The organism is Mesorhizobium sp. M0598, from assembly GCF_040320865.1.
Taxonomy (GTDB): domain Bacteria; phylum Pseudomonadota; class Alphaproteobacteria; order Rhizobiales; family Rhizobiaceae; genus Mesorhizobium.
In genome coordinates, this window is record NZ_JAMYQL010000043.1 from 1 (window position 1) to 22,451 (window position 22,451).

Below are 22,451 nucleotides of genomic sequence, written 5' to 3' on the forward strand. Positions count from 1 at the left end.
CGTGTTTAGCACTCACCAGAAGCGAGTGCTAACGCGGCAGTGAGATAGGCCGTAGGCTCCTGCTAGTCAAGACGGAAGAGGGACGGGCGAAGAGCAAACGAGCTTGGAAGCACCGAGCCTTTTACGTGAACGACGTCGGAGATCGGACATGGATGGGGCGGCTCACCATTTGCAACTGAAGGCTTTATTCATTTGGCACGATTGGTGCAGCGAATGATCCGCAAAGGTTGCGCGCGACCGATATAATGAGAGGTGAGCGCCATCAGGATTCCTGCGTTCACCGTCCACTCGGTCTTTACGGTGTGGCCGCCGCGCGGGCGCCAGGACTCCGGCCATCCCGATAGTCACCAATCCAATCTGCGGAGAACAGGAGGCAAGACGAGAGCGACAGTCAGCATGAACTCGAATTTGAAATGTTTGGCCAAAGCAACTGCCATCGCCTTGCTCTGGACGGTCACGGCTACATCGGCGGACGAAGGTATGTGGATGCCGGGCCAGACTGCGGAAGTGTGCGCGGCCATGCGCGCGGATGGGCTCCAGATCGATCCCGCCCAGTTGGGCCGTCTAGACGCTGACCCGCTCAACGCGATCGTATCACTGGGCGGATGCTCCGCCTCGTTCGTCAGTCCACAAGGGCTGGTCGCAACCAATCATCATTGCGTGTTAGAATCCATCCAATACCACAGCAAGGAGGGCCAGGACTATCTCACAGACGGCTTTCTGGCGAAGAGCCCTGGGTGAAGAATTGCCCGCGGCGCCAGGCAGCCGCATCTATGTGATCGAGGACATGCGGGATGTGACCGCCGAAATGCTCAAGAGCGTCTCGGACAAGCTGAACGGGTTTGCCCGCTATGAGCGGCTCGCCACGAACAAAAAGGCCCTGATCGCCGCATGTGAAGGACAGCCCAATCGCCGTTGCGACGTATGGCGGCGTCTCCTACTATCTCCTCCAGAAGCTCGAAATTGAGGACGTGCGCCTCGTCTATGCGCCCGCGCTCGGCATCGGCAACTTCGGCGGCCAAACGGACAACTGGATGTGGCTGCGCCACACGGGCCACTTCGGCTTTTATCGCGCCTATGTCGCTCCTGATCGTTCCTCCCGGCCATATGCGCGCGACAATGTGCCTTACCGGCCGAAGAGTTGGCTACCCATAGCCTGTGAAGGCGTCAAGGAAGGCGACCTTGTGATGGTCGCCCGCTTTCCCGGCGCAACCCACCAGTTCCTGACCGCGGATGAAGTCCGGTTCAACTTCGCGCAATTCGAACCGCGGTTGCAGCGTTCGCTCTCGGATTATCCCGCCCAGATCAATCAGGCAACGGCAGGCAATCGCGAGGCGCAGATCCATTGACCGCCCGCTTCACAAATTGGCTCGGCCTAAAACGCATGGGAGAAGCAGAAAAGGCAACAGATCGGCACCAGAATGAATATGGCCGCGCGAACTGACAGACGCGCCAACAATCGGCATCTCGCATGGTCGGTGGCACTGGACGTCGCTCCCACCCTGCTGGCGCGACTCCCCATCAGGTCGTCGGGGTTTCGCTGGCGAAAAAAACTTCCGCGTGTCTCTGCGCGACCCATCCCGCTTGCGCGTGCCTAGTCAACCAAAAAACTGACCATCTGCAGGATCAGGATCAGCAAAAAAAAGCCAAAGGCAGACGCCAAAACAGCTGCCAGCAGGACGATGCGTTGTTTCTTCACCCACAGTTCCCCCGGGAGAGAGTCTAATGATAATCCTTAAAAAAGGCGCCCTGGAACAGGGCGCCCTACGCTCATTTGTGCAAGTTTAAAGTTGAGCGTGCCTGCTTTACGTAATTAAACGTTTCTTTTATGCGACACGTCTCCAAGTGTTACTTGCACAAATCGAACGTATCGCACATTTAGACGAACTGTACATTCGATAGCGACTTTGACGCATGCGTTCACTGGCGGTATACATCCTTCACCGTTGCCGCAAGGCATTGGCCCACTCGCGCGGCACCTCCTTCACGACAAAGGTTGAAAGCCCGTCCTCGGGCGTTTCATTTCCAAGATCACTTCGATCCACTCATACGGGCTTCCCGAGCGAGACCGTGGGTTCGGACGGTGCGAATGAATTTCTCGTTATAATCGAATTGATTATAAGGGTATATTTCTACGTTGAGTATAAAGGATGTCAAGCCCGCGCCAGCGGCAATTTTGTCCGGGCGACCGCCGTTTCGTCGAGGACATGGTGGCGGAAGCGATAAAGCTTCGCCGGCCGACCGCCGGTGTCAAAAGCACTTTCGCCGGTCTCCTCCACCAGTTCCTGCTGCTCCATCAACCGGCGAAAGTTCTGCTGAAGCGCCCCTGCCGATGTAGTCGTCAACGCCGTCCGCGTCAGCGCATTGCCATCGGCGAGAAGCCAACGACATTGTTGATGACGAACGTAACGATCCGCGGCTTCAGAGAGGAATGCGCGCTTCGTCCAGATGGATGGAGTGGGCTGGCAGGTCCGGGCGGCCGCGCCGTTGAGGATGCAGCATCGAGAGCCGCGCTCGCCGAGGATGACATAGGTCGAGATTCGCGCGCCGGAAGTCTTGCTCCATGTCTCCACGAATCCATTGGCAGGATCCCGGCTTCTTCGCAGTGGTCAGGGTCGAGCGTTATCGAACCGTGGTAGTTGAGGTTTGCTTCGGTGACGTGGATGCCGTGCAGCTTGCCGGCGACTATTTTTCGCATTGGTCCCGTTGTCCTATTCATCTCACAAAGTCAGTCCTGATGTTGAGCAGCTTCGCTGGGCTAAATCCCGACGACGAGCGCCCCGCCGCTGAGTCCCGCACCTGCCGCCGCCAGGAGTATTTTCTTGCCCGGCCGAAACGGCTCCGCTTGATTGGCGAGCGACAGTGAGAGCGGGATCGTCGCGGCCGAAGAGTTGCCGTATTCGGCAATCGTCTTGACAATTGCTTGATCCGCTATGCCGAGGTTACTCCCGACAGCATCGAAAATGCGAGCATTGGCCTGATGCGGCACGAACCGGTCGACATCCTGTGGTCGCACTCCGGCAGCGGCTAGCGCGCTTATCGAGCAATCGGTCATCATCTCGACGGCCTTTGCGAACACTTCGCGGCCGTCGGTCATCGTCATTCGGGTTTGCGCGAGGTCGAGGTCACCGTGGAACGGGATGTTGCTTCCTCCTGCGGGAATCTGGATCAGGCCGTATCGCGAGCCGTCCGAATCCACGGAGGCACCGAGAATCCCCCGACCAGTATCCTCGCACGGACCGATCACGACGGCGCCGGCGGCATCGGCAAACAGCACGGCGCTGGCGCGCTCAGAGGGATTGATGCGGCGGCTGAGGATATTGGCGGCGATAACAAGGCTCGCTTTGCCGTGCAGGCGGGTAAATCCGTCCGCAAACATCAGCGCATAGATGAAGCCGGCGCAGGCGCCGGTCAGATCGACAGCGCCGGCGCGACCCAGTCCCAGCCGATGTGCGACCAGCGGTGCGCTTGGCGGCAGGAGGTGATCGGGCGTCGAGGTGGCAAGCAGCAGCAGACCGATGTCGTGGCGCGCAATGCCGGCGCTGGCCAGCGCCATGGCGCCGGCCTGCGCAGCAAGACCAGACAGCGTGTCTTCGTCCGTTGCCCAGAAGCGCGACCGGATTCCAGTACGCCGCTCGATCCAGCCCGGTTCGAGGCCGAGATTGTTCTCAATTTCGGCATTCGCCACCTTTCGGCCAGGCGCATGATGGCCAAACCCGAGAAGGCGCGACAACCTGCTCATGGGCTCGAACCGAAGCGTTCGCCGGCCTCCTCGATCGCGTCATGGAGCCGATCGAGCTCGTCGCCGGTGATGCAATAGGGCGGCATGAGATAAAGGACATTGCCGAGCGGGCGCACAAGCAGGCCGAGCTCGAGGAAAAAGGCCCGCAGCTTAGGTCCGATCTCGGCCAGATAGCCGGCAGAGCCGGCGCGCAGGTCGAGAGCCAGGATCGTGCCGATCGCGCGGCTGTCGGTGAAGTTGGCATTGTCGCGAAAGCGCCGAAGGCCGGCGGCCTGCCTCGCGCTCAGGGTGGCGATCCGCTCGGCCACCGGCTCGTCACGCCAGATCTCGACATTGGCGAGTGCTGCCGCGCAGGCAATCGGATTGGCCGTGTAGGAACTCGAGTGGAAAAACGTCTTCTTGCGATCCGCTGAATAATGAGCCTGGAAGATCGCATCGGTTGCAAGCGTGGCCGCCAGCGGGATCACGCCGCCGGTCAAGCCTTTGGAGGTGCACAGGATATCTGGAGAAATCGATGCCTGCTCGCAGGCGAACATGCTCCCGGTGCGGCCCCAGCCGGTCATCACCTCGTCGGCGATCAGGAGCGTGCCGGAGGCTTCGGCAATCTTCTTCAATCCGGTCAGAACCGAGGCCGGATACATCAGCATGCCGCCGGCGCCAAGCACGAGCGGTTCGACGATCAGCGCGGCGGCGCGCCGGTCGCGGGAGACTGCCTCGAATCTATCCAGCGTTTCCTGCTCGCGGCCGGCGGCCGGGAAGGGAATGGTGTCGACCTCGAACAGCAAGGGTTCGTAGGCGGCGTTGAACACGCCACGCGCACCGACGCTCATCGTGCCGATCGTGTCGCCGTGATAGCTGTGCTCCATGACGACGATGCGCGAGCGGGGCGCGCCGATGTTGCGGAAATAGCCGAGCGCCATCTTCAGCGCGACTTCGACGCTGGTCGAGCCGCTGTCGGAATAGAACACCCAGTCGAGTCCGGCGGGAGCGAGGCCGACAAGCGCCTTAGCCAAGCATTCGGCAGGCTCGTGCGTGAAACCTGCGAAGATGATCTGGTCGAGGCTCGAGGCGGTCGTCTCGATCGCCTTTATAATGCGGGGATGGCGGTGGCCATGCGTGACGACCCACCAGGAGGAAATGGCGTCCAGAATGCGCGCGCCATTGGCTTTGTGGAGATAGGCGCCTTCAGTCAGGACGATTTCAGGGATCGCTGGCTCGAGCGCGTGCTGGGTGAAGGGATGCCACACACGGGATTGCGACATCATTCGCCTCCGGCAATCAAAGCGAGGTCGAAGCCGGCAATCATCGCTTGTCTCAGCGTTTTGTCCGTCAGCGGATCGAGGTGCGGCAGCCTGCCGAGTTGTGGCACGTCGCCGAATTCCACGATCGTCCGTTGCGTATCGGTCATCTCATCGCCGATGAAGGCGATGCCAGCCAGCGGGATAGCGCGCGCCCGCAGGGCCTCGATCGACAGCAGGGTGTGATTGATTGTTCCGAGCGCGGTGCGGGCGCACAGAATGACCGGCAACTGCCATTGCTCGAATATGTCGATGAACCTTGTCCGGCGGTTCAGCGGCACCATCAGCCCACCGGCGCCTTCGATGACGAGCGGTGTCGGCAGGACCGGAAACGAAAGATCGGCAGCCTCGATCGAAACGTCGTCGATTTCGGCCGAACGATGCGGCGAAAGCGGGCTCTTCAAGCGGTAGGCTTCCGGCAGCACGCGCCCCGACGGCAGCCCGGCAAGCCGTGCAACCGCCTCGCTGTCGGTCTCGCCGTCGAGGCCCGATTGCACCGGCTTCCAGTAGAAACCGTCAAGCAGGCCGGCAAGCCCGGCCGAAAACACCGTCTTGCCAATTCCGGTGTCTGTTCCGGTGATGACGATGCGCTTGGTCATGTCGCCTCCGGTCATGTCTGAGCCAACACCTCGACGAGCGCCTCGACCATGGCGGAAATGTCGGCTTCGCCGATATTGAGCGTCAGTGAGATGCGCAGGCGCGACGTGCCCTCGGGCACGGTCGGCGGACGAATGCCGCGTATGTCGAAGCCGCGGGCCTGCAGGCGCGCCGCCACTGCCATGGTGCGCCTGACATCGCCGATCACCAAGGGCTGGATCTGAGAGCCACTTGGTGTCACGCCGCAGCGATCGACCAATTGGCGGCCTGCGAGGGCGACGCGTTCATGCAGCTGAAAACGCCGCATAGGCTCGTCGGCGAGCATTGCGAGCGCTTCGCGCGCCGCGACCGCCATCAGCGGCGATGGCGCGGTGGCGTAGATGAATGGCCGGCAACGGTTGATCAGATACTGGCACAGTGTCCTCGGCCCGGTCACGAGCCCACCAGATGCGCCGAGCGCCTTGCCGCAGGTGTGGAGCGCGACGATGTTGTCGCGGCCCTCGAAAGCGGCGGCCAGCCCCCGGCCGTCCGGTCCCCAGACGCCGGTCGCGTGCGCCTCGTCAATGACGATGAATGCGTTGTGCCGATCGGCAAGCGCGGCCAGGCTCTCCAAAGGCGCGCAGTCGCCATCCATGCTGTATAGGCTTTCCACCGCAATCCAGACGCATCCCATGCCGCCTTCGGCGCGCCAACGCGTGATCGCATCCTCGACAGCGTTGGCGTCGTTGTGCGCGGCCAGCACGAACTGTGCGCGCCCGGCCTGCGCACCCTCATGCATGCTGGCATGGGCGAGCTCATCGAGGACCAAAAGGTCGCCCTTCTGCGGCAGCGCCGTCAGCAGAGCGAAATTGGCGATGTAGCCGCTGCCGAAGAACAGCGCGCGGTCGGCTCCAAAGAATGCCGCCGCGTCTGCCTCGAGCTGCTCGTGTTCCGGCGCATTGCCGCGCAACAGCCGCGACCCGGTGGCGCCAACCGGCGTGCCACGCGCAATCGCCGCCGCAACCGCTTCGCCAAGTCTTTTGGAGGCGGCAAGCCCGAGATAGTCGTTCGACGAGAAGTCGCGCCCGGCGCGCGGCTTCAGCGTCCGCAGCCGGTCCTTGCGCGCCAGTCCCTGCAAGGTCGCCTCATAGCGGGCAAGCGGTGCCCCGTTCATTGCGCCTCGAGTTCCATCGGCTCGATGCCGAGGCGCCGGAACAGCAGGGTATCTTTGTCCTCGCCGGGATTGTCCGCCGTCAGCAGCGTGTCGCCGACGAAGATCGAGTTGGCGCCGGCAAAAAAGCACAGCGCCTGCATCTCGTCGGTCATGGCTATACGGCCGGCGGAAAGACGGATATGCGATTTCGGCATCATGATGCGCGCCAGCGCGATCACGCGCACGAATTCGATCGGCTCGATCGGCTTGGCGTCGGCAAGCGGGGTGCCGGGGATCGGGATCAGCATGTTGATCGGAACGCTTTGCGGATGTTCCGGCAGGTTGGCCAGCGTCACCAGCATGCCGATCCGGTCCACCGGCTTCTCGCCCATGCCGACAATGCCGCCGCAGCAGACCTTGATGCCGGATTGGCGAACGTGCTCGAGCGTCTCGAGCCGCTCGGCAAAGCTCCGCGTGCTGATGATCTCGCTATAGTAGCGTTCCGACGTGTCGATGTTGTGGTTGTAAAAGTCGAGACCAGCCTGCTTCAGTCGAGCGGCTTGCTCACGATCGAGCATGCCGAGCGTCATGCAGGTCTCCATGCCCAGCGCCTTGACGCCTTCGACCATCGCCACCACCGCATCCATGTCGCGCGCCTTGGGGTTTCGCCAGGCCGCGCCCATGCAATAGCGGGTTGCGCCGGCGTCACGCGCTTCCTTCGCCTCGGCGACGACGCGCCGGACCTCCATCAGCTTCGACGCCTTCAGGCCGGTCTCGTGATGCGCCGACTGGCTGCAATAGCCGCAATCCTCCGGGCATCCGCCCGTCTTGATGCTGAGCAGCCGGCTGAGCTGGACCTTGTTGGGATCGAAATTCTGGCGGTGCACGGTTTGCGCGAGGAAGAGGAGATTGTTGAAGGGGGCATCGTGAAGTGCCCGAGCCTTCTCCAGGGTCCACGCTCCAGGGTCAGGGGATTGAGCCTGTGGCGATGTCTGCGTTGGACTGGCTGTTTGCATGTCCATGCTGTTCCTCCGGTTCTGCCTTGCTTTGCTGTCTGATTGATGACGATCGGAAAGGACAGTTGATTCGATCCTGTCCGTTCCTCAGGCAATCATGAGCCCCAATAGTCGAGGCCGATATCCAAGATCGGCGCGCTGTGGGTCAGTCGGCCGACCGAAATCAGATCAACGCCGGTCGCGGCAATCGCTCGCGCTGTATCGGATGCGATCCCGCCAGAAGCCTCGGTGATAGCACGGCCGCCAACGATTGCGACGGCGCGGCGAAGATCGGCGAGGGACATGTTGTCGAGCAGAACCGCATCGGGACCGAAGCCAAGTACCTCCTCCAACTGGGCCAGCGTATCGACCTCGACTTCGATCTTGACGAGATGACCGGCCCGTCTTCGTGCTCGCTCGAGCGCCGGGCGAACGCCGCCTGCGATGGCGATGTGGTTGTCCTTGATCAGAATTGCGTCGTCGAGGCCGAAGCGGTGATTGGATCCGCCACCTGCGCGCACGGCATATTTTTCGACTGCCCGCAATCCGGGCGTCGTCTTGCGCGTGCAGACGATCTTCGCGCCATATCCACGAACCGCAGCGACGATCGATGCCGTTGCTGTAGCGATGCCGCTCAGATGGCACAAAAAATTGAGTGCGGTCCGTTCGGCTGTGAGAATGGCCCGGGCAGGGCCAACCACTGATGCAATGACCTCTCCATCCATGACATTGCAGCCGTCTGCCCGCTCCACCGAAATTTCGACATCAGGATCAATCAAGCGGAAAGCGAGCATCGCCAGATCGAGGCCGGCGACAACTCCGGACTGGCGCGCCGCCAGCACGGTTCCCGCTTGGTGTTCCTTCGGGACGATGGCCTCCGTGGTCAAGTCGCCGGCTCTGCCAAGGTCTTCAAGAAGAGCTGCCCTTACAAGCGGCTCAAGCATGACCGTGGGAAGCGGTGAGAGCGTCATAACTTTGCCCCTTCGAGGCTTGGCGAGTTTCCGAGTTCCCGCGCAGCGGCCAAGGCGGCTTCGAGGGTGATTTCGGACCGTCGGGCGACAGTCGCATGATGAGGAAAATCTGTCCGGTAATGAGCGCCGCGGCTTTCTTGGCGCAACAAGGCGGCAACCGCGATCATTAGCCCGACAGCCGCCGCATCCGAGGCCGCGTCCTTGCTTTCGGCGAGCGGCAATAAGGCACGTGCGGCTGCTTTCAAACCTTCACCATCCCGGACGATGCCGAGTGCGCGCGACAGGAAAACACGCACGGGTGTCGGCGCCGGCGATGGGTAAACGTCCGCAAACGCAGGCTTTGTTCTGCGAGCAGGCGTTCCGGCGACACTTTCAGCGACCCAGCGCGCGCACACGACGGCCTCGGTCAAGGAATTGCTGGCGAGCCTGTTGGCGCCATGCAGTCCTGTCGAAGCGACTTCGCCGCAGGCCCACAGCCCCTTGACGGAGGTCCTACCGGAGCCGTCCACGGCAACGCCACCCATGTGGTAGTGTTGGGCCGGACGAATGGGGATGAGATCGCGCGCGGGATTGATGCCGGCTCCACGACAGGCTGATGCGATTGTCGGGAAGTGTCGAGCAAATTCCGGGCCAGGCCGTTGCCGCGCGTCGAGAAAAACACGGTGGCCGTTGGCAAGATGGTTCCAGACGGCGCGCGCCAAGACATCACGAGGCGCAAGTTCCGCCCCTGGCACGCTCTGGAGAAAAGCCTGGCCGGTTTCGTCGATCAGGGCAGCACCTTCGCCGCGGACGGCCTCGCTGACCAGCACCATAGGGCGTTCCGGGCCGTCAAGCGCGGTCGGGTGGAACTGGATGAACTCGAGGTCGGCAAGGACAGCTCCAGCGCGGGCCGCAAGCGCCAGGCCCTGTCCGTAACTGCCCCAAGGATTGGTGGTGTCGAGAAACAGTCCCCCGATCCCACCGGTGGCGAGGACGACCCGCCGTGAGCCGAAGAAGACAGGTCCTATCGAACCGCTCGCCCAGACGCCTCGGATCGCATTCTCTCGCACCGCCAGCCGGCGCGCTTCCACCCCCTCCACGACAACAATCGACGGAGTGGAACGCACAGCCGCGATCAGGGCACGCATGATCTCACGCCCGGTGCCGTCACCATGCGCATGAACGATGCGACGTCGGCTGTGTGCGGCCTCCAATCCGAGGCACAGTGATCCTTTCGGCGTACGGTCGAAGGGAACCCCAAAGCCCGCAAGCCCCTCTATCGCCTTGGGCGCGGCTTGGAGGATGCGGCTCGCCACGTCTGTGTCGCAGAGACCATCCCCGGCGGCAAGCGTATCGGCCAGGTGCAGTGCCGGATCGTCGTCTTCGCCGAAACTTGCAGCCAGACCACCCTGTGCCCAGGTGCTCGAATTGTCAGCTCCCAGCAGCGTCCTGGACAGAAGCAGCACCGGCTCCGGCGCCAGTTGAAGCGCGGTCATCAATCCGGCGATGCCGCCGCCGATGATGATGGGCCGCCCGAAGAAGCTGCGGACATCGGCGCTCAAATTGCCAGCATCCGTTCGACCGCAAGCCGCGCGCGCCCGGCGATCCCGGGTTCGATGGTTACGACATGGTGGTTCTGCTCGAGCGCCATGCGGATGTTGGCAAGCGTGATCCGCTTCATGTGAGGGCACAAATTGCAGGGCCGGATGAACTCGACCTCTGGGTGCGCTAACGCGACGTTGTCGCTCATCGAACATTCCGTCATCAGCACGACACGTGCTGGCCTTTGCCTCTCGACATAGTCGGACATGGCAGCGGTCGAGCCGGAAAAATCTGCTTCAGCCACGACGTCGGGAGGGCATTCGGGATGCGCGAGCACGATCACGCCGGGATGGCTTTCGCGCAACTCGCGGATGTCGGCCGGTGTAAAGCGCTCATGCACCTCGCAATGCCCTTTCCAGGCGATGATCTGCACATCGGTCTGGGCGGCGATATTCTGGGCCAGATATTCGTCCGGCAACATGATCACCTGGGGAACGCCAAGGGATTGGACGACCGCCTTGGCGTTGCCGGATGTACAGCAGATATCCGACTCGGCTTTCACTTCGGCCGACGTGTTGACATAAGTGACGATCGGCACGCCGGGATAACGCTGGCGCATCAAGCGCACGTCTTCTGCCGTGATCGATTCCGCCAACGAACAGCCTGCCCGCAGGTCGGGAATGAGCACCGTCTTTTGCGGATTGAGCAGCTTGGCCGTTTCGGCCATGAAATGTACGCCGGCCAGCACGATGACTTGCGCCTCGATCGTCGCAGCCGTGCGGGCCAGTGCCAAGCTGTCGCCGACGATGTCGGCCACGCAATGGAAGATCTCGGGGGTCTGATAGTTGTGCGCCAGGATGATGGCGTTGCGCTCGCGCTTCAGTGCAAGGATCGCCTCGATATCCTCGACGAAAGCCGGCCATTCGATCGGCGGGATCACTCGTCGGACGCGCTCGTAGAGAAACGCGGTCGCAGGCAGCATGGCGCTCATCGACCCCTCCAGCTTATACTCTAGTTGAAAATAACCAGCATATACTTGCTGTGAGTATAAGCGATGTCAACCCCGCGCCAGCGGCAATTTTGTCCCGGCGATGACCCTCTCGTCGAGAACGGCGTGGCGGAACCGGTAAAGCTTCGCTGGCCGGCCGCCGGTCTCCGCGGTTGCCTCTCCGGTCTCTTCGACCAGCTCCTGCTGCTCGATCAGCCGGCGAAAGTTCGGCTTACGAACGAGCCTGCCGGCAAGCGCCTCCACGGTTCGCTGCAGCTGCAAAAGCGTGAAGACCGGCGGCATCAGCTCAAAGACGACCGGCCGGTATTTAATCTTGGAGCGCAGCCGCGCAATGCCGGTCGCCACGATGCGGCGATGATCGGCGACCATAGACTTGCTGGGCACCAGCGGAGGCAGCGTCGCGTCCCGTCCGCTTCCGGCCTCTTGGACCAGGCCTGCTTCGTAGACTAACTCATAGCGTTGAAGCGTGAGTTCCTCGTTCCAAAGGCGGTCGTCGAAGCCGAAGGCTATCGTCGCCCGCTGCCAGCGTTCACGTCGCGTGGCCGCGTCGCTGACGCCGTCTGCCCATTCAATCAGGCGCGGTCGCAGAACGTCCAGCACGACCGGAGGCGTGCCGGAGCGGTGGTCCTCCCATGGAAAATATTCATACCAGCTCTGCCAGCCGCACTTGGGCGAGCTAGCTGCCTGTTCCTTGCGGGTCAATGCGAGATAGCTGATGGAGATGACGCGCTGCTGGCGCTCGGCGCCGATGCGATCCCGATCCGCGAAGGTGTAGAGTTGCTCAATATACCCCAGCGGATGGCCGGTCTGCTGCTCGACCCACCCCCTCAAACCGGATTGCAGCGATCGGTGCTCAAGCGCAAATGGTCCGGAGGGCAGGGTGTCCGCCTGGCCGATGGTGAGGACACAGGGTTCACTGTCGTTTACGGCGACGACAAAGGCGATCAGGTCCACTTTGACTTCGTCGGCCTTGACGGCGGCTCTGTCTTTCCTGGGTCCTTTTGCCTGATTGTCCATGTTCGGGAAAGTGGTTGGCCAGCTCGGGGGCGCCTGAATCGATTTAAGTGTAAGCGCGCCTGTCCGCACGTCAACACCGCACAGCTGCACGGCCATTTTTAGCTCTTCGCACTTGCACAAAAATGTGGCAAACGCGACACCCGCGGTTGGTAACGTTGGGGAAGGAGGGTCCATTGAGTGCGTTTGGTGACACCAAGGCGATCACACCGCCGGATATTCGTTCGCGCAAAGGTGGGACGCCGCTCGTCTGCCTTACCGCCTACACGACGCCAGTCGCCCGGCTTGTCGATCCCCATTGCGATGTGGTGCTGGTCGGCGACAGCGTCGGCATGGTTCTCCACGGCCTGCCCTCCACGCTCGGTGTGACGCTGGAGATGATGATCACGCACGGCCAGGCCGTGCGCCGTGGCCTCGAGCAGGCGCTGATGGTCGTCGACCTGCCGTTCGGTTCCTTCGAGGAAAGCCCCGAGCAGGCTTTCCGCAATGCCGCGCGCGTCATGGCCGAGACCGGCTGCGGGGCCGTCAAGCTCGAAGGCGGCGAAACGATGGCAGAGACGATCCGCTTCCTCGCCGCGCGCGGCGTGCCGGTCATGGCCCATGTCGGCTTGACGCCGCAGGCGATCAACACCATCGGTGGCTACCGCGTGCAGGGCAGAGGCGGGGATGCCGAGCGCATCAGGCGCGACGCGCTTGCGGTGAGCGAAGCGGGCGCCTTTGCGGTCGTGCTGGAGAAGGTTCCCGAGGCGCTCGCCCGCCGGATCACCGGGGAGGTGGCGACCCCGACCATTGGCATCGGTGCCTCGGCAGCCTGTGACGGCCAGATTCTCGTCGTCGACGACATGCTGGGCCTCTTCGGCGACTTCCGGCCCAAATTCGTCAAGCGCTATGCTGAACTGGGGGAGGCCGCTGCGGCTGCGATCGCGGCCTATGCCCGGGAAGTGAAGGAGCGCCAGTTTCCGGCCGCCGAGCACGTGTTTGCCGATGCGCCCAAGCCCGCCGACGCGGACGCCACCAAGAGCGGAGAAGCAGCGTGAGCGTGCCGATTGTCAGGAGCGTTGCCCAGCTTCGCCAAATTGTCGCCGCATGGCGCCGCGAGGGCGTGAGGATTGCCGTGGTGCCAACGATGGGCGTCCTGCATGAGGGCCATCTCAGCCTGGTGCGCGCGGCACTCGAGAAGGCCGACCGGGTGATCGTGACGCTCTTTGTCAACCCGAAGCAATTCAACAGCCAGGCCGATCTCGCCGCGTATCCGAGCACCGAGGACGAGGATGCCGCCAAGCTGGCACCGCTTGGCGCGCACCTGCTTTATGCGCCGGACGCAGAGGAGATGTATCCGGCGGCCTTCGCCACGACCGTTTCGGTGTCCGGTATCAGCGAGGGCCTGTGCGGTGCCTTCCGGCCGGGACATTTCGATGGCGTGGCGACCGTCGTTGCCAAGCTCTTCCTGCAGACCAGCGCTGACTTCGGCTTCTTTGGCGAAAAGGACTTTCAGCAGCTTCAGCTAGTCAGGCGTATGGCCCGGGACCTGGATATTCCAATCACCATTGTTCCTTGTCCGACAGTCCGCGAAGCCGACGGTCTTGCACTATCATCGCGCAATGTCCGGCTCTCGCCAGCAGAGCGTGCTGTTGCCCCCGAGCTATCATCGGTCTTGCTCGAGACGGCTGAGTGGCTTGCCCGCGGCTCGCCCGTCCTGCCAACGCTTGCCGAAGCGCGCGCAGCAATTCTGGCTGCAGGCTATCGCGAGATCGAATACCTGGAACTTCGCGACGAGGCAGATCTGCGACCGATGACAAGCCTTGGCCGACCTGCACGCTTGCTTGTCGCGGCCTGGCTCGGCGGCACACGGCTCATAGACAACGTCAGAATATCACGGGTTTCAACAGGTTAACGGGGTTCTCGGCACGAGCTGTATCCGTCCGGGATCGTTTAAAACAAGGTCTCTGCCTGGCATCGAGCGATCACGGAGGTTACGCAAAGCGCAAATGCATCGCGTGTTTGAGAACTTCGTCGAGCAACTGTCTGCAAGTGTTGATGCTGCCGATCTCCGTGAGGCAATGGCATCCGCTGCAGCCGGCTTCGATTTTCCGCTATTCGCCTATTTCACTTACCCGTCGACCTCCGGCGACGCCCCGCAATTGATCTCAAACTATCCGTCATCCTGGACATCACGTTATCTGCAACAGCGGTACCACAGTCTTGATCCGGTCATCCTGCGGGGGCTGCAAGGCTGGGATACCTTCGATTGGGGTGTGGATCGCGCTCGGCACTGTCTGCCGAATTCGCAGCAACAAATTCTGGAGAGTGCGGCTGAGTTTGGCATCCGCGGCGGCCTGACGATGTCCATGCATGATCATCGCGGCCGGTTTGCTGCCCTGACCTTTGCTTCCGACGAGTCCCGTCCGCCTCTGTTGCGGTCACTGACACGTTACGAAAAAGCATTGCAGCTGGTGGCCATCAACTTTCATATCCATGTCCGGCGCAGGCTCGCCGACGATCGCGTGGTGGATGGTGTAACGCTCACCCCGCGGGAGTTCGAGTGCCTGAAATGGGCGGCGCGCGGCAAGTCGGCTTGGGTTATCAGCCAGCTTCTCGGCGTCTCAAAGCGCACCGTGACCTTTCATCTGGAAAACGCCAAGGCAAAGCTTGGCGTTCGAACGATCAACCAGGCCGTTGCACGACTGGCTGCCTCCGGCCAGGCGAGATCCTGATTCGTCGGCCACGATAGCTGTAAACCTCTACAGGCTGCATCGCTGCCGGCTTTGCCCTTCGATGGCGGGAACACATCCCGCACGGAGGCGACCATGATGCAGCTGATAACACCAGACCTTTACGACGAGTTCGCAAGCGAGCTCAAAGAGATGCACGGGCTCAGGTTTCGGGTGTTCAAGGAAAGGCTCGATTGGGAAGTTGATACCGAAGACCAGATGGAAACAGACCCGTTTGATGGTCTGAAGCCTGTCTATCTGCTCCTCAAGGGATCCGACTGGCGAATTCGCGGTTGCGTGCGTCTTTTGCCCAGCACCGGACCCACAATGTTGCGCGACACGTTCCCGGTGCTGCTGGGTGCTGACGTCGTGCCTTCGACCTCCGACATATGGGAGAGCAGTCGTTTCGCGCTCGATCTCCCTCCGTCGGCGCCCAAGGCAGCGGGCGGACTGGCCCAGGCAACCTACGAGCTCTTCGCGGGCATGATCGAGTTCGGCTTGGCCAAGGATCTGACCCGGATAGTAACGGTGACGGACACGCGCATGGAACGGATCCTTCGCCTCGCGACGTGGCCATTGTCGCGCATCGGACAACCCAAGTCCGTCGGCAAAACGGAGGCGGTGGCCGGGTTTCTCGAGATTTCCCGCGCGAGCCTTTTGCGCATCCGCAGCAGGGGACGTCTGAGCGGACCGGTACTGTGGCAACCGGTTCTAGGCCCGTCGGCATAGCGCCATTGTGGACACCTGAGCCGTGAAGGATGCTGGTCTGCCCAAGGAAGCGACGGTCGGTCTTGTATGCTGGCCGGACTGGCGTCGTCACGAAGCTTACCACTACGCCAGACGATTGCCACGCACTGCCTGGGCCTGGGAGTTTCTTCGGCGCAATCCACAATTTCAGCGCGACCACGCCAAAATGGCACCGTCCGCCTACATTGTCGGAGCCCAGGCCGACATGAAGATAATCGAGTTGACGACAGGATCATCTTTCCTAAGACAATGGAGCCTCCTTTTTCGCGGACGCGCCACAGTCGGACGCTACGTCGGCAAGGGTCTTTTGGGATCCGCGCGACTGCGCCCGTATTCTACGAGCGGCCGCGGAGCCGGTTGGGCTCGACCACGATTTTGAACCGCTTGATCTCCCTTCGCTCTCATGCTGCAAGGACATCCTGCTGACACCTGCCGGCGTGCAGCACGTGCTGCTGAGGGAGGACTGCCGGAGTCTGCAGATCGCCCTTTCCGGTGCATCCGTTCTCCGCCCGTTGCGGCTATATGTCGACGCGATCGTGCAGCCGCAGCACCTGAAGTTCCATGTCGCTGCCCTTCAGTTCCTGAACGACATCAATGGTTGCGGCCGCCTGGCAGCTGCTTGCTTTCCGCCGGAACCCCGCGGAGCGCGTCTGCGTATCGTGCTCCAGGCTTTGGATGGCTCGATTGCGGGAGCATCTCATCAGGAGATCGCCATTGCCCTGTTCGGGAGACGCCGTGTCGAAGAAGATTGGTCTCATCCAGGTAGCCATCTTCGCGATCAGGTGCGTCGCGCCATCCAACGTGGCCGCTACCTGATGGGCGGCGGCTATAGACAGTTCCTGATGTAATTCGGGTGACAGCTTGGTGATTGTCTTATTCGAAAACGCGCAGGCATCAATCTCCATTTCTCACTGCTATTGTGCCTTGTACAAGACGTGACACGCGAGGGCCTAGTTCTTCCGCTGCGGGAATCGGGTTTGAGTAATACGGACGAAGCACTGAGAACCAACGTTTTCGTGATAGTGCATTCATGCCCCGAGAATCCTGATGACCGTTACGAACCCCGACAAAGCCGGCGCTGACTGAAACGGTCGCTGAACGTGCTCTGTGGCCTGCGCCCCCTGACTCGCGGTTTCGGCTATGCCGACTAACAGCGTATTGATAGGCCATCGCGGGCTAAGCTCTACCGGCGAAAGCCGCGTCAAAGCGGCAGGCAATCAGAAACTAGATCGGCGGCGACGATGATTATGATCAACGTGACGAACACGTGGATCATGCCGACGGCGCCGACGTTGCCGATGATGATGATGCCGACCATGCGTCGCTGATGCTGCCTAACTACAGTGCTGTGTGATCATGCCGATCACCGCGTGACCACGAGCGGCGGCGGTTCGTGGTCAGGTGCGTGGCCGGGATGATCGCGCATGGCCGATTGTTCCTTCGTGCCGCGGGGTGTGGGCTTGCGTTCGGTCATGAGGACGTCAGGCGCAACGAGGAAGTTAGATCAGGGCCCCAAACGCGGCTTATCCATGGGGTGGATGATAGCTATCCCTACAATCAATTATACCAATATTACCCAATACTACTAGAAGATCTCCCAATGAAAGCGGCCGGATGGGTATCCGTCTCGCGTAGGCTGAAGCTGCCGGCAAGAATGGGAAGACGAACATGTGCGGGATTGTTGGCATCGTTGGGCAACAGCCGGTGTCGGATCGGTTGGTCGACGCATTGAAGCGTTTGGAATATCGCGGCTATGATTCCGCCGGCGTTGCGACGATCACCGAAGGTGCCTTGCACCGCCGGCGCGCCGAGGGCAAGCTCGTCAATCTCGAGAGGAGACTGAAGGAAGAGCCGCTGAGCGGCAACATCGGCATCGGCCACACGCGTTGGGCAACCCATGGGGCCTCGACGGAACGCAATGCGCACCCGCACTTTACCGACGGTGTCGCCGTCGTCCATAACGGGATCATCGAGAATTTCACCGAGCTGAAGGACGAATTGGCGGCGGCTGGCGCCGAGTTCCAGACTGACACCGACACCGAGGTCGTCGCGCATCTCTTGGCAAGACACCGCCGGGAGGGCATGAGGCGGCAAGAGGCGATGCGTGCCATGCTGAAACGCGTCAGGGGCGCCTATGCGCTTGCCGTCCTCTTCGAAGATGATCCGTCGACCATCATGGCGGCGCGCAACGGACCACCGCTGGCGATCGGTCACGGCGACGGCGAGATGTTCCTGGGCTCCGACGCGATCGCGCTCGCTCCCTTCACCAATGAAATTACCTATCTCATCGAGGGCGACTGGGCCGTTGTCGGCAATTCGGGCGCCCATATCTTCGATTTCGACGGCCATCCCGTCGAGCGTCCGCGCCATACCTCCACGGCCGCGACCGATCTGGCCAACAAGGGCAGCCATCGCCACTTCATGGAGAAGGAAATCTACGAGCAGCCCGAAGTCATCGCCCATGCTCTCCGTCACTATAGCAACATCATAGAAAATCGCGCCGACACGGTTTCTGGCATCGATTTCGCCAGGATCCCGAGCTTGGCGATCTCGGCCTGCGGGACCGCCTATCTCGCCGGACTGATCGGAAAATACTGGTTCGAGCGCTATGCGCGCCTGACGGTTGAAATCGACGTTGCGTCCGAATTCCGTTACCGCGAGATCCCGTTGTCGCCGCAGTCGGCGGCTCTTTTCATTTCGCAGTCCGGCGAAACCGCTGATACGCTCGCATCGTTGAGGTACTGCAAGGAGCGTGGGCTGAAAATTGGCGCTATCGTCAATGCCTGCGAATCGACCATCGCTCGGGAGGCCGATGCGGTCTTCCCGATCCTTGCCGGACCGGAGATCGGCGTCGCCTCCACCAAGGCTTTTACCTGCCAGCTTGCCGTTCTAGCCGCACTTGCCATCGGCGCCGCCAGAGCCCGCGGGACCGTAACCGAAGACGAGCTCCAGGCGCTCGTCAGGAGCCTCGCCGAAGTGCCGCGCGTCATGGGCCAGGTACTCAACAGCATCCAGTCGGAGATCGAGTTCCTGTCGCGCGAACTGTCAAAGTGTCGTGACGTCCTGTATCTCGGCCGTGGCACCAGTTTCCCGCTAGCGATGGAAGGTGCGCTGAAGCTCAAGGAGATTTCCTACATCCATGCCGAGGGCTATGCGGCGGGTGAATTGAAGCACGGTCCGATCGCATTGATAGACGACAACATGCCAGTGATCGTCATCGCGCCCCATGATCGCTTTTTCGACAAGACCGTCTCCAACATGCAGGAAGTGGCTGCCCGTGGAGGGCGGATTATCCTCATCACCGATGAAAAAGGGGCAGCCGCATCGAAACTCGATACCATGCACACGCTCGTGCTGCCGGCTGTCGACGAGATTATCGCGCCGATGGTCTTCTCGCTGCCGATACAGCTTCTTGCCTACCACACGGCGCTCTTCATGGGCACAGATGTAGACCAGCCGCGCAATCTCGCAAAATCGGTCACGGTCGAATGATTGCGAACCTTTACAGGTGGCGATGCTCGTCGATCGAAAGCGCTATCCCCTGTCTGGATCCGAAGCTCGGATGAAATCCAGATGACCATTGTTTGCTGCTGGCGGAAATAGATGGCGCAATGAAAGCTGTTCACTTACCTGACTCGGCCCGGCAGCTGAAGCTGACCGACTTCTGGGATGGCGGGCCGGCTGATTGCAGTGCGCCCATTGAAGTCCATTTGAAGCTCTCGGATTTCGCGACGGATATGGCCTGACGGCGAGGCGTCGCCTGCATCACCTATAACAACGAGTGTGCGATCGAGCTCGAAACCCGTCTCGGCCGCCTCGGCGTGACTCCCGGAGATCGCGCCTTCATCGGCACCGTACATGGGTTTGCGCTGAGCCAGGTGATCCGTCCCTATGTCCGCTGTGTGCCGGTGGGCCTTCCTGCAAACTTCAGGGTCGCGACACGATTGGAAGCACGAGCTGCGGTGGAAGTGGCGTACAGGAACGCCATCAATGGCGCCGACGATCCGCACCGGCGTTGGGAGTTCGCGTCCGAGAAGCGCAAGTGCGACGTCGATCGCTCACGGCCTGAGTGGCGTGGGCGCAATCCCGAACTGGCTGCTTTCATCGAGGCCTATGAGGCTGAACTGCGCCGACAGGGCTTGATTTCGATGACATGCCGCTTCTCGCCTATCGCATGATCAAGGAAAACCCGTGGATCCGTGAAGCTCTTCGCGCGCGGTTCCCGGTCTTGTTGGTCGACGAGTATCAGGATCTCGGCCTTGCGCTACATGAGCTCGTCCTGCTCTTGTGCTTTGAAGGCGGAATCCGGCTTTTCGCCGTCGCGATGCCGATCAATCAATCTATGCCTTTGCCGGGGCCAATCCAGAACTGCTCGAAAGCCTGACGCGCCGACCTGATGTGCGGACTATCAGGCTACGCTTCAACTATCGCTCGGGCGGAACGATCATTCGCGCGTCGTTGGGCGCGCTCGGTGAAGAGCGCGATTATCGCGGTGTCGAGGGCGCCCCTGAGGGAGACTTGAGCTTTTGGCACGTCCCGTACGGCCGTGACTCGCAAGCGCAAGCCATCGCCGACACTATAATCCCAAAGCTCATCGAACAATGATTCGAGCTCGGGCAAATCGCGGTTCTCTATCGCGCGGCGTGGCTCGGCGACAAAGTCGCGACTGCGATTAAGAATGCGAACATACCCCTCGCGCGAACGGATACCAACGCTCTCGTCAGGAGGAACTCCCGTCTCGCGCGCTTCATCGAGGATTGCGCTCGTTGGACGACTGGCGGATGGCGGGATGCCGATCCACTCTATGTGCGGCTTCTGTCGCAGGCGAAGACGATCGTATTCGGGCGCCGTGCCAGCGATCGCGAGGAACAGGATCTGTCCAGGCAGCTTACGGGGTTCCTGAATGCCACGTTTGGGAGGGCGGAGACGACGCATCCCTGGCTACAACGCTTTTACCGAGAACTCTTCATGCCATGGCGCGACATTGCCCGGAATTCGGAACAAGAATGGCAAATTTGCACCGAGATGATCACCAACACGGATCCGGCGCGAGACTTTGATCTTTCGCTTGCTCATTTCGCGGAGCGCGTCGAAGGGGCAGGTCGCGTTAACCTCAGCTGCATAGCGCAAAGGGTAGAGAGTTCGACGCGGTCATCATGTATGGCGTCAACGCCACCGACATCCCGAGCGAGCGCGATAGCCGCACTCCGGCAGGGATTAGGGAAGCACGGCGCCTGTTCTACGTCGGGGTGACGCGGCCCAAAAGATACCTCAGTTTGATCTACCAGGAACACCACCATTCCCCGTGGGTTCTGGAGCTCTATCGGAGAAGCCAGCTTGATTAAGAGACGGTCGCTTGTTCCCAACCCCGCGTCGGAGAAAATGAGTGGCTGACAACAAACGCCAACACTACGTGCCAAAGTCGACTTTGCGCCACTTTGCTTCTGATCCGAACCGACGTCCCAAGCCTCGGCAGATCAATCTGGTGAACATCGCAGCCGCCAAAGTCGTGCGCGGGGCATCTCTAAAGGAGCAATGCTACCAGGATTATTTCTACGGGAAGAACACTGCGATCGAGAAGGCGTTGGGGCAAGTCGAGGGGTACTTTTCGAGCTTGGTCCGCAAAATGATCGGCACGCGAGCAATCGACGAGCGAGATGGCTGGCATCTCGTCCAGATGGTCGCACTTCAGAAAGCCAGAACCTTGCGCGCCGAAGAAGAATTGAACGGCATGATGGAAAAGCTGATCAAGCTGTTTATGTACAATCGTGTCGACGAGCATGATCTTCGAAAATCCAGAATTAAAATCAACGATGCGTCCAATCGCAACGTAGGGCACGCATTAGCGCTAAGCCCGCTGATGCTCGACCTTAAGCGATTTCTGCTCGCCAATGACACCGATGTCCCGTTCGTCATTGGCGACAATCCGGTTGTGACGACGAACTGGTTCGCCAGAATACATCACCCGCAACGCGCCATCGGACTCGCACGTTCTGGGCTGCAGATGCTTCTGCCGATTTCACCTCGCTTCGCGCTGATGATGCATGACAGTAATGTCTATACAACCAACTTTCGGATCAATGTCATCTCCATTTCTCGAGCTGACGAGGTCACTGCTTTGAATGAGCTTCAGTGGTTGAATGCCCATAAGAACGTGTATTTTCCGCCCACCCTCGGCGTGGAGTTCTTGGAGGCGATGATGAATGTTTCGCGACCAGAGGGCGGTCTTTCTGATTTTCGGAGAATGGAACGGATTGCGGATGGCGACTCCTATCGTGCTAGCGACAAAGATGAGTTCTCTCCTCCGACAGATGGTGTGAAGTCAGAGCTTGTTGTTACATCGGCGAAAGCCCTCTCTAGAGACGTGCGGCTGCGTGCCGTTAGCATGCGAAACAAGCCGATTTTCCACGACGATGGATCGCTTGGCTCTCCCCAGCGTGACCCAGCTTGGGAAGACATTGTCGGTGATTTCGCTCGCCGGGTGCTGGTGGGCGAAACGAACCCAACGCGTTTCTGGGATTTTGTGGAAGGGCATCCACTTGTATCATCTATTGGACCATGGCTCAGAAGAGCGAAACGGCAGTCCGATCTGAGGCGACAATGATGATTAGTGGCTTTTGCGAGCGAATACGGTTAGGCTTGGCGTCGCCAAGCCGACAAGATGGGCCATGATGCATCGGCGGCAATGCCGCGATCCGGTTCGGGCCAAAGCAC

At 61.0% G+C, this 22,451-nt stretch carries 21 protein-coding genes and 3 pseudogenes; 13 read left to right on the top strand and 11 right to left on the bottom strand.

Annotation, left to right across the window (positions count from 1 at the left end; all coding sequences use genetic code 11):
- Window positions 1-396: 396 nt before the first annotated feature.
- Window positions 397-741, top strand: a complete 345-nt coding sequence (locus NKI59_RS30895) for a S46 family peptidase (RefSeq protein WP_352708404.1) — start codon at window positions 397-399, stop codon at window positions 739-741.
- 4 nt (window positions 742-745) lie between these two features.
- Window positions 746-1,349 (top strand): annotated as a pseudogene (locus tag NKI59_RS30900) (S46 family peptidase).
- A gap of 804 nt (window positions 1,350-2,153) precedes the next feature.
- Here NKI59_RS30900 and NKI59_RS35215 read toward each other — a convergent pair.
- The 11 genes and pseudogenes from NKI59_RS35215 to NKI59_RS30950 all read right to left on the bottom strand — a co-directional run.
- Window positions 2,154-2,360 (bottom strand): annotated as a pseudogene (locus tag NKI59_RS35215) (NrtR DNA-binding winged helix domain-containing protein); the annotation flags it as partial.
- A gap of 29 nt (window positions 2,361-2,389) precedes the next feature.
- Window positions 2,390-2,698: pseudogene (locus NKI59_RS30905) on the bottom strand (aspartate 1-decarboxylase); the annotation flags it as partial.
- A gap of 60 nt (window positions 2,699-2,758) precedes the next feature.
- The gene (bioZ, locus tag NKI59_RS30910; RefSeq protein WP_352708405.1) at window positions 2,759-3,742 is read right to left on the bottom strand and encodes a 3-oxopimeloyl-[acyl-carrier-protein] synthase BioZ; all 984 of its coding nucleotides are present in this window, start codon (window positions 3,740-3,742) and stop codon (window positions 2,759-2,761) included.
- Complete coding sequence (locus NKI59_RS30915; protein WP_352708406.1) at window positions 3,739-5,004, bottom strand: adenosylmethionine--8-amino-7-oxononanoate transaminase; 1,266 nt, start codon at window positions 5,002-5,004, stop codon at window positions 3,739-3,741. Before NKI59_RS30915 ends, bioZ begins: the two co-directional genes overlap by 4 nt.
- On the bottom strand, window positions 5,004-5,639 hold the full coding sequence (gene bioD / locus NKI59_RS30920) for a dethiobiotin synthase (protein ID WP_023679599.1): 636 nt from the start codon (window positions 5,637-5,639) through the stop codon (window positions 5,004-5,006). Before bioD ends, NKI59_RS30915 begins: the two co-directional genes overlap by 1 nt.
- A gap of 11 nt (window positions 5,640-5,650) precedes the next feature.
- A complete protein-coding gene (locus NKI59_RS30925; RefSeq protein ID WP_352708407.1) occupies window positions 5,651-6,790 on the bottom strand; it encodes an 8-amino-7-oxononanoate synthase in 1,140 nt (379 codons plus the stop codon).
- Window positions 6,787-7,785: a biotin synthase BioB gene (gene bioB / locus NKI59_RS30930; protein ID WP_352708437.1), complete on the bottom strand. Its 999-nt coding sequence runs from the start codon at window positions 7,783-7,785 to the stop codon at window positions 6,787-6,789. The genes NKI59_RS30925 and bioB overlap by 4 nt, the downstream gene beginning before the upstream one ends.
- Before the next feature lie 95 nt (window positions 7,786-7,880).
- Window positions 7,881-8,735: a carboxylating nicotinate-nucleotide diphosphorylase gene (nadC, locus tag NKI59_RS30935; RefSeq protein WP_352708408.1), complete on the bottom strand. Its 855-nt coding sequence runs from the start codon at window positions 8,733-8,735 to the stop codon at window positions 7,881-7,883.
- Window positions 8,732-10,276, bottom strand: a complete 1,545-nt coding sequence (locus NKI59_RS30940) for an L-aspartate oxidase (protein ID WP_352708409.1) — start codon at window positions 10,274-10,276, stop codon at window positions 8,732-8,734. Before NKI59_RS30940 ends, nadC begins: the two co-directional genes overlap by 4 nt.
- A complete protein-coding gene (gene nadA / locus NKI59_RS30945) occupies window positions 10,273-11,247 on the bottom strand; it encodes a quinolinate synthase NadA (RefSeq protein ID WP_352708411.1) in 975 nt (324 codons plus the stop codon). The genes NKI59_RS30940 and nadA overlap by 4 nt, the downstream gene beginning before the upstream one ends.
- Window positions 11,248-11,313: 66 nt before the next feature.
- A complete protein-coding gene (locus NKI59_RS30950) occupies window positions 11,314-12,282 on the bottom strand; it encodes an NUDIX hydrolase (protein WP_352708438.1) in 969 nt (322 codons plus the stop codon).
- A gap of 173 nt (window positions 12,283-12,455) precedes the next feature.
- Between NKI59_RS30950 and panB the strand changes: the two genes are divergently transcribed.
- The 11 genes from panB (at window position 12,456) to NKI59_RS31005 (ending at window position 22,341) form a co-directional block, all read left to right on the top strand.
- On the top strand, window positions 12,456-13,316 hold the full coding sequence (gene panB, locus NKI59_RS30955) for a 3-methyl-2-oxobutanoate hydroxymethyltransferase (protein WP_352708412.1): 861 nt from the start codon (window positions 12,456-12,458) through the stop codon (window positions 13,314-13,316).
- Window positions 13,313-14,173, top strand: a complete 861-nt coding sequence (gene panC, locus NKI59_RS30960; RefSeq protein ID WP_352708413.1) for a pantoate--beta-alanine ligase — start codon at window positions 13,313-13,315, stop codon at window positions 14,171-14,173. The genes panB and panC overlap by 4 nt, the downstream gene beginning before the upstream one ends.
- Window positions 14,174-14,267: 94 nt before the next feature.
- On the top strand, window positions 14,268-14,993 hold the full coding sequence (locus NKI59_RS30965) for a LuxR family transcriptional regulator (RefSeq protein WP_352708414.1): 726 nt from the start codon (window positions 14,268-14,270) through the stop codon (window positions 14,991-14,993).
- Between the two features lie 93 nt (window positions 14,994-15,086).
- The gene (locus tag NKI59_RS30970; protein ID WP_352496585.1) at window positions 15,087-15,719 is read left to right on the top strand and encodes an acyl-homoserine-lactone synthase; all 633 of its coding nucleotides are present in this window, start codon (window positions 15,087-15,089) and stop codon (window positions 15,717-15,719) included.
- Between the two features lie 22 nt (window positions 15,720-15,741).
- The gene (locus NKI59_RS30975; RefSeq protein ID WP_352496584.1) at window positions 15,742-16,116 is read left to right on the top strand and encodes a transcriptional regulator domain-containing protein; all 375 of its coding nucleotides are present in this window, start codon (window positions 15,742-15,744) and stop codon (window positions 16,114-16,116) included.
- Window positions 16,117-16,273: 157 nt separating this feature from the next.
- The gene (locus NKI59_RS30980) at window positions 16,274-16,585 is read left to right on the top strand and encodes a DUF2285 domain-containing protein (protein ID WP_352708439.1); all 312 of its coding nucleotides are present in this window, start codon (window positions 16,274-16,276) and stop codon (window positions 16,583-16,585) included.
- An 820-nt stretch (window positions 16,586-17,405) separates the two neighbouring features.
- Window positions 17,406-19,229, top strand: a complete 1,824-nt coding sequence (glmS, locus tag NKI59_RS30985) for a glutamine--fructose-6-phosphate transaminase (isomerizing) (protein ID WP_352708415.1) — start codon at window positions 17,406-17,408, stop codon at window positions 19,227-19,229.
- Window positions 19,230-19,321: 92 nt separating this feature from the next.
- Complete coding sequence (locus NKI59_RS30990; RefSeq protein WP_352708416.1) at window positions 19,322-19,483, top strand: hypothetical protein; 162 nt, start codon at window positions 19,322-19,324, stop codon at window positions 19,481-19,483.
- A gap of 407 nt (window positions 19,484-19,890) precedes the next feature.
- Window positions 19,891-20,121: a UvrD-helicase domain-containing protein gene (locus tag NKI59_RS30995; RefSeq protein WP_352708418.1), complete on the top strand. Its 231-nt coding sequence runs from the start codon at window positions 19,891-19,893 to the stop codon at window positions 20,119-20,121.
- 733 nt (window positions 20,122-20,854) lie between these two features.
- The gene (locus NKI59_RS31000; RefSeq protein WP_352708440.1) at window positions 20,855-21,082 is read left to right on the top strand and encodes a 3'-5' exonuclease; all 228 of its coding nucleotides are present in this window, start codon (window positions 20,855-20,857) and stop codon (window positions 21,080-21,082) included.
- Between the two features lie 41 nt (window positions 21,083-21,123).
- Window positions 21,124-22,341 (top strand): DUF4238 domain-containing protein, encoded by a 1,218-nt coding sequence (locus tag NKI59_RS31005; RefSeq protein WP_352708420.1) that lies wholly within the window; start codon window positions 21,124-21,126, stop codon window positions 22,339-22,341.
- Window positions 22,342-22,451: the final 110 nt, after the last annotated feature.

Excerpts from the sequence above, each read along its gene's own strand:
- NKI59_RS30965 (WP_352708414.1), top strand. The coding sequence starts at position 14,268 with ATGCATCGCGTGTTTGAGAACTTCGTCGAGCAACTGTCTGCAAGTGTT.
- bioZ (WP_352708405.1), bottom strand. The coding sequence starts at position 3,742 with ATGAGCAGGTTGTCGCGCCTTCTCGGGTTTGGCCATCATGCGCCTGGC.
- bioD (WP_023679599.1), bottom strand. The coding sequence starts at position 5,639 with ATGACCAAGCGCATCGTCATCACCGGAACAGACACCGGAATTGGCAAG.
- NKI59_RS30970 (WP_352496585.1), top strand. The coding sequence starts at position 15,087 with ATGATGCAGCTGATAACACCAGACCTTTACGACGAGTTCGCAAGCGAG.
- nadA (WP_352708411.1), bottom strand. The coding sequence starts at position 11,247 with ATGAGCGCCATGCTGCCTGCGACCGCGTTTCTCTACGAGCGCGTCCGA.
- NKI59_RS30925 (WP_352708407.1), bottom strand. The coding sequence starts at position 6,790 with ATGAACGGGGCACCGCTTGCCCGCTATGAGGCGACCTTGCAGGGACTG.
- NKI59_RS30915 (WP_352708406.1), bottom strand. The coding sequence starts at position 5,004 with ATGTCGCAATCCCGTGTGTGGCATCCCTTCACCCAGCACGCGCTCGAG.
- NKI59_RS30950 (WP_352708438.1), bottom strand. The coding sequence starts at position 12,282 with ATGGACAATCAGGCAAAAGGACCCAGGAAAGACAGAGCCGCCGTCAAG.
- glmS (WP_352708415.1), top strand. The coding sequence starts at position 17,406 with ATGTGCGGGATTGTTGGCATCGTTGGGCAACAGCCGGTGTCGGATCGG.
- nadC (WP_352708408.1), bottom strand. The coding sequence starts at position 8,735 with ATGACGCTCTCACCGCTTCCCACGGTCATGCTTGAGCCGCTTGTAAGG.
- NKI59_RS30895 (WP_352708404.1), top strand. The coding sequence starts at position 397 with ATGAACTCGAATTTGAAATGTTTGGCCAAAGCAACTGCCATCGCCTTG.
- NKI59_RS30995 (WP_352708418.1), top strand. The coding sequence starts at position 19,891 with ATGCCGCTTCTCGCCTATCGCATGATCAAGGAAAACCCGTGGATCCGT.
- bioB (WP_352708437.1), bottom strand. The coding sequence starts at position 7,785 with ATGCAAACAGCCAGTCCAACGCAGACATCGCCACAGGCTCAATCCCCT.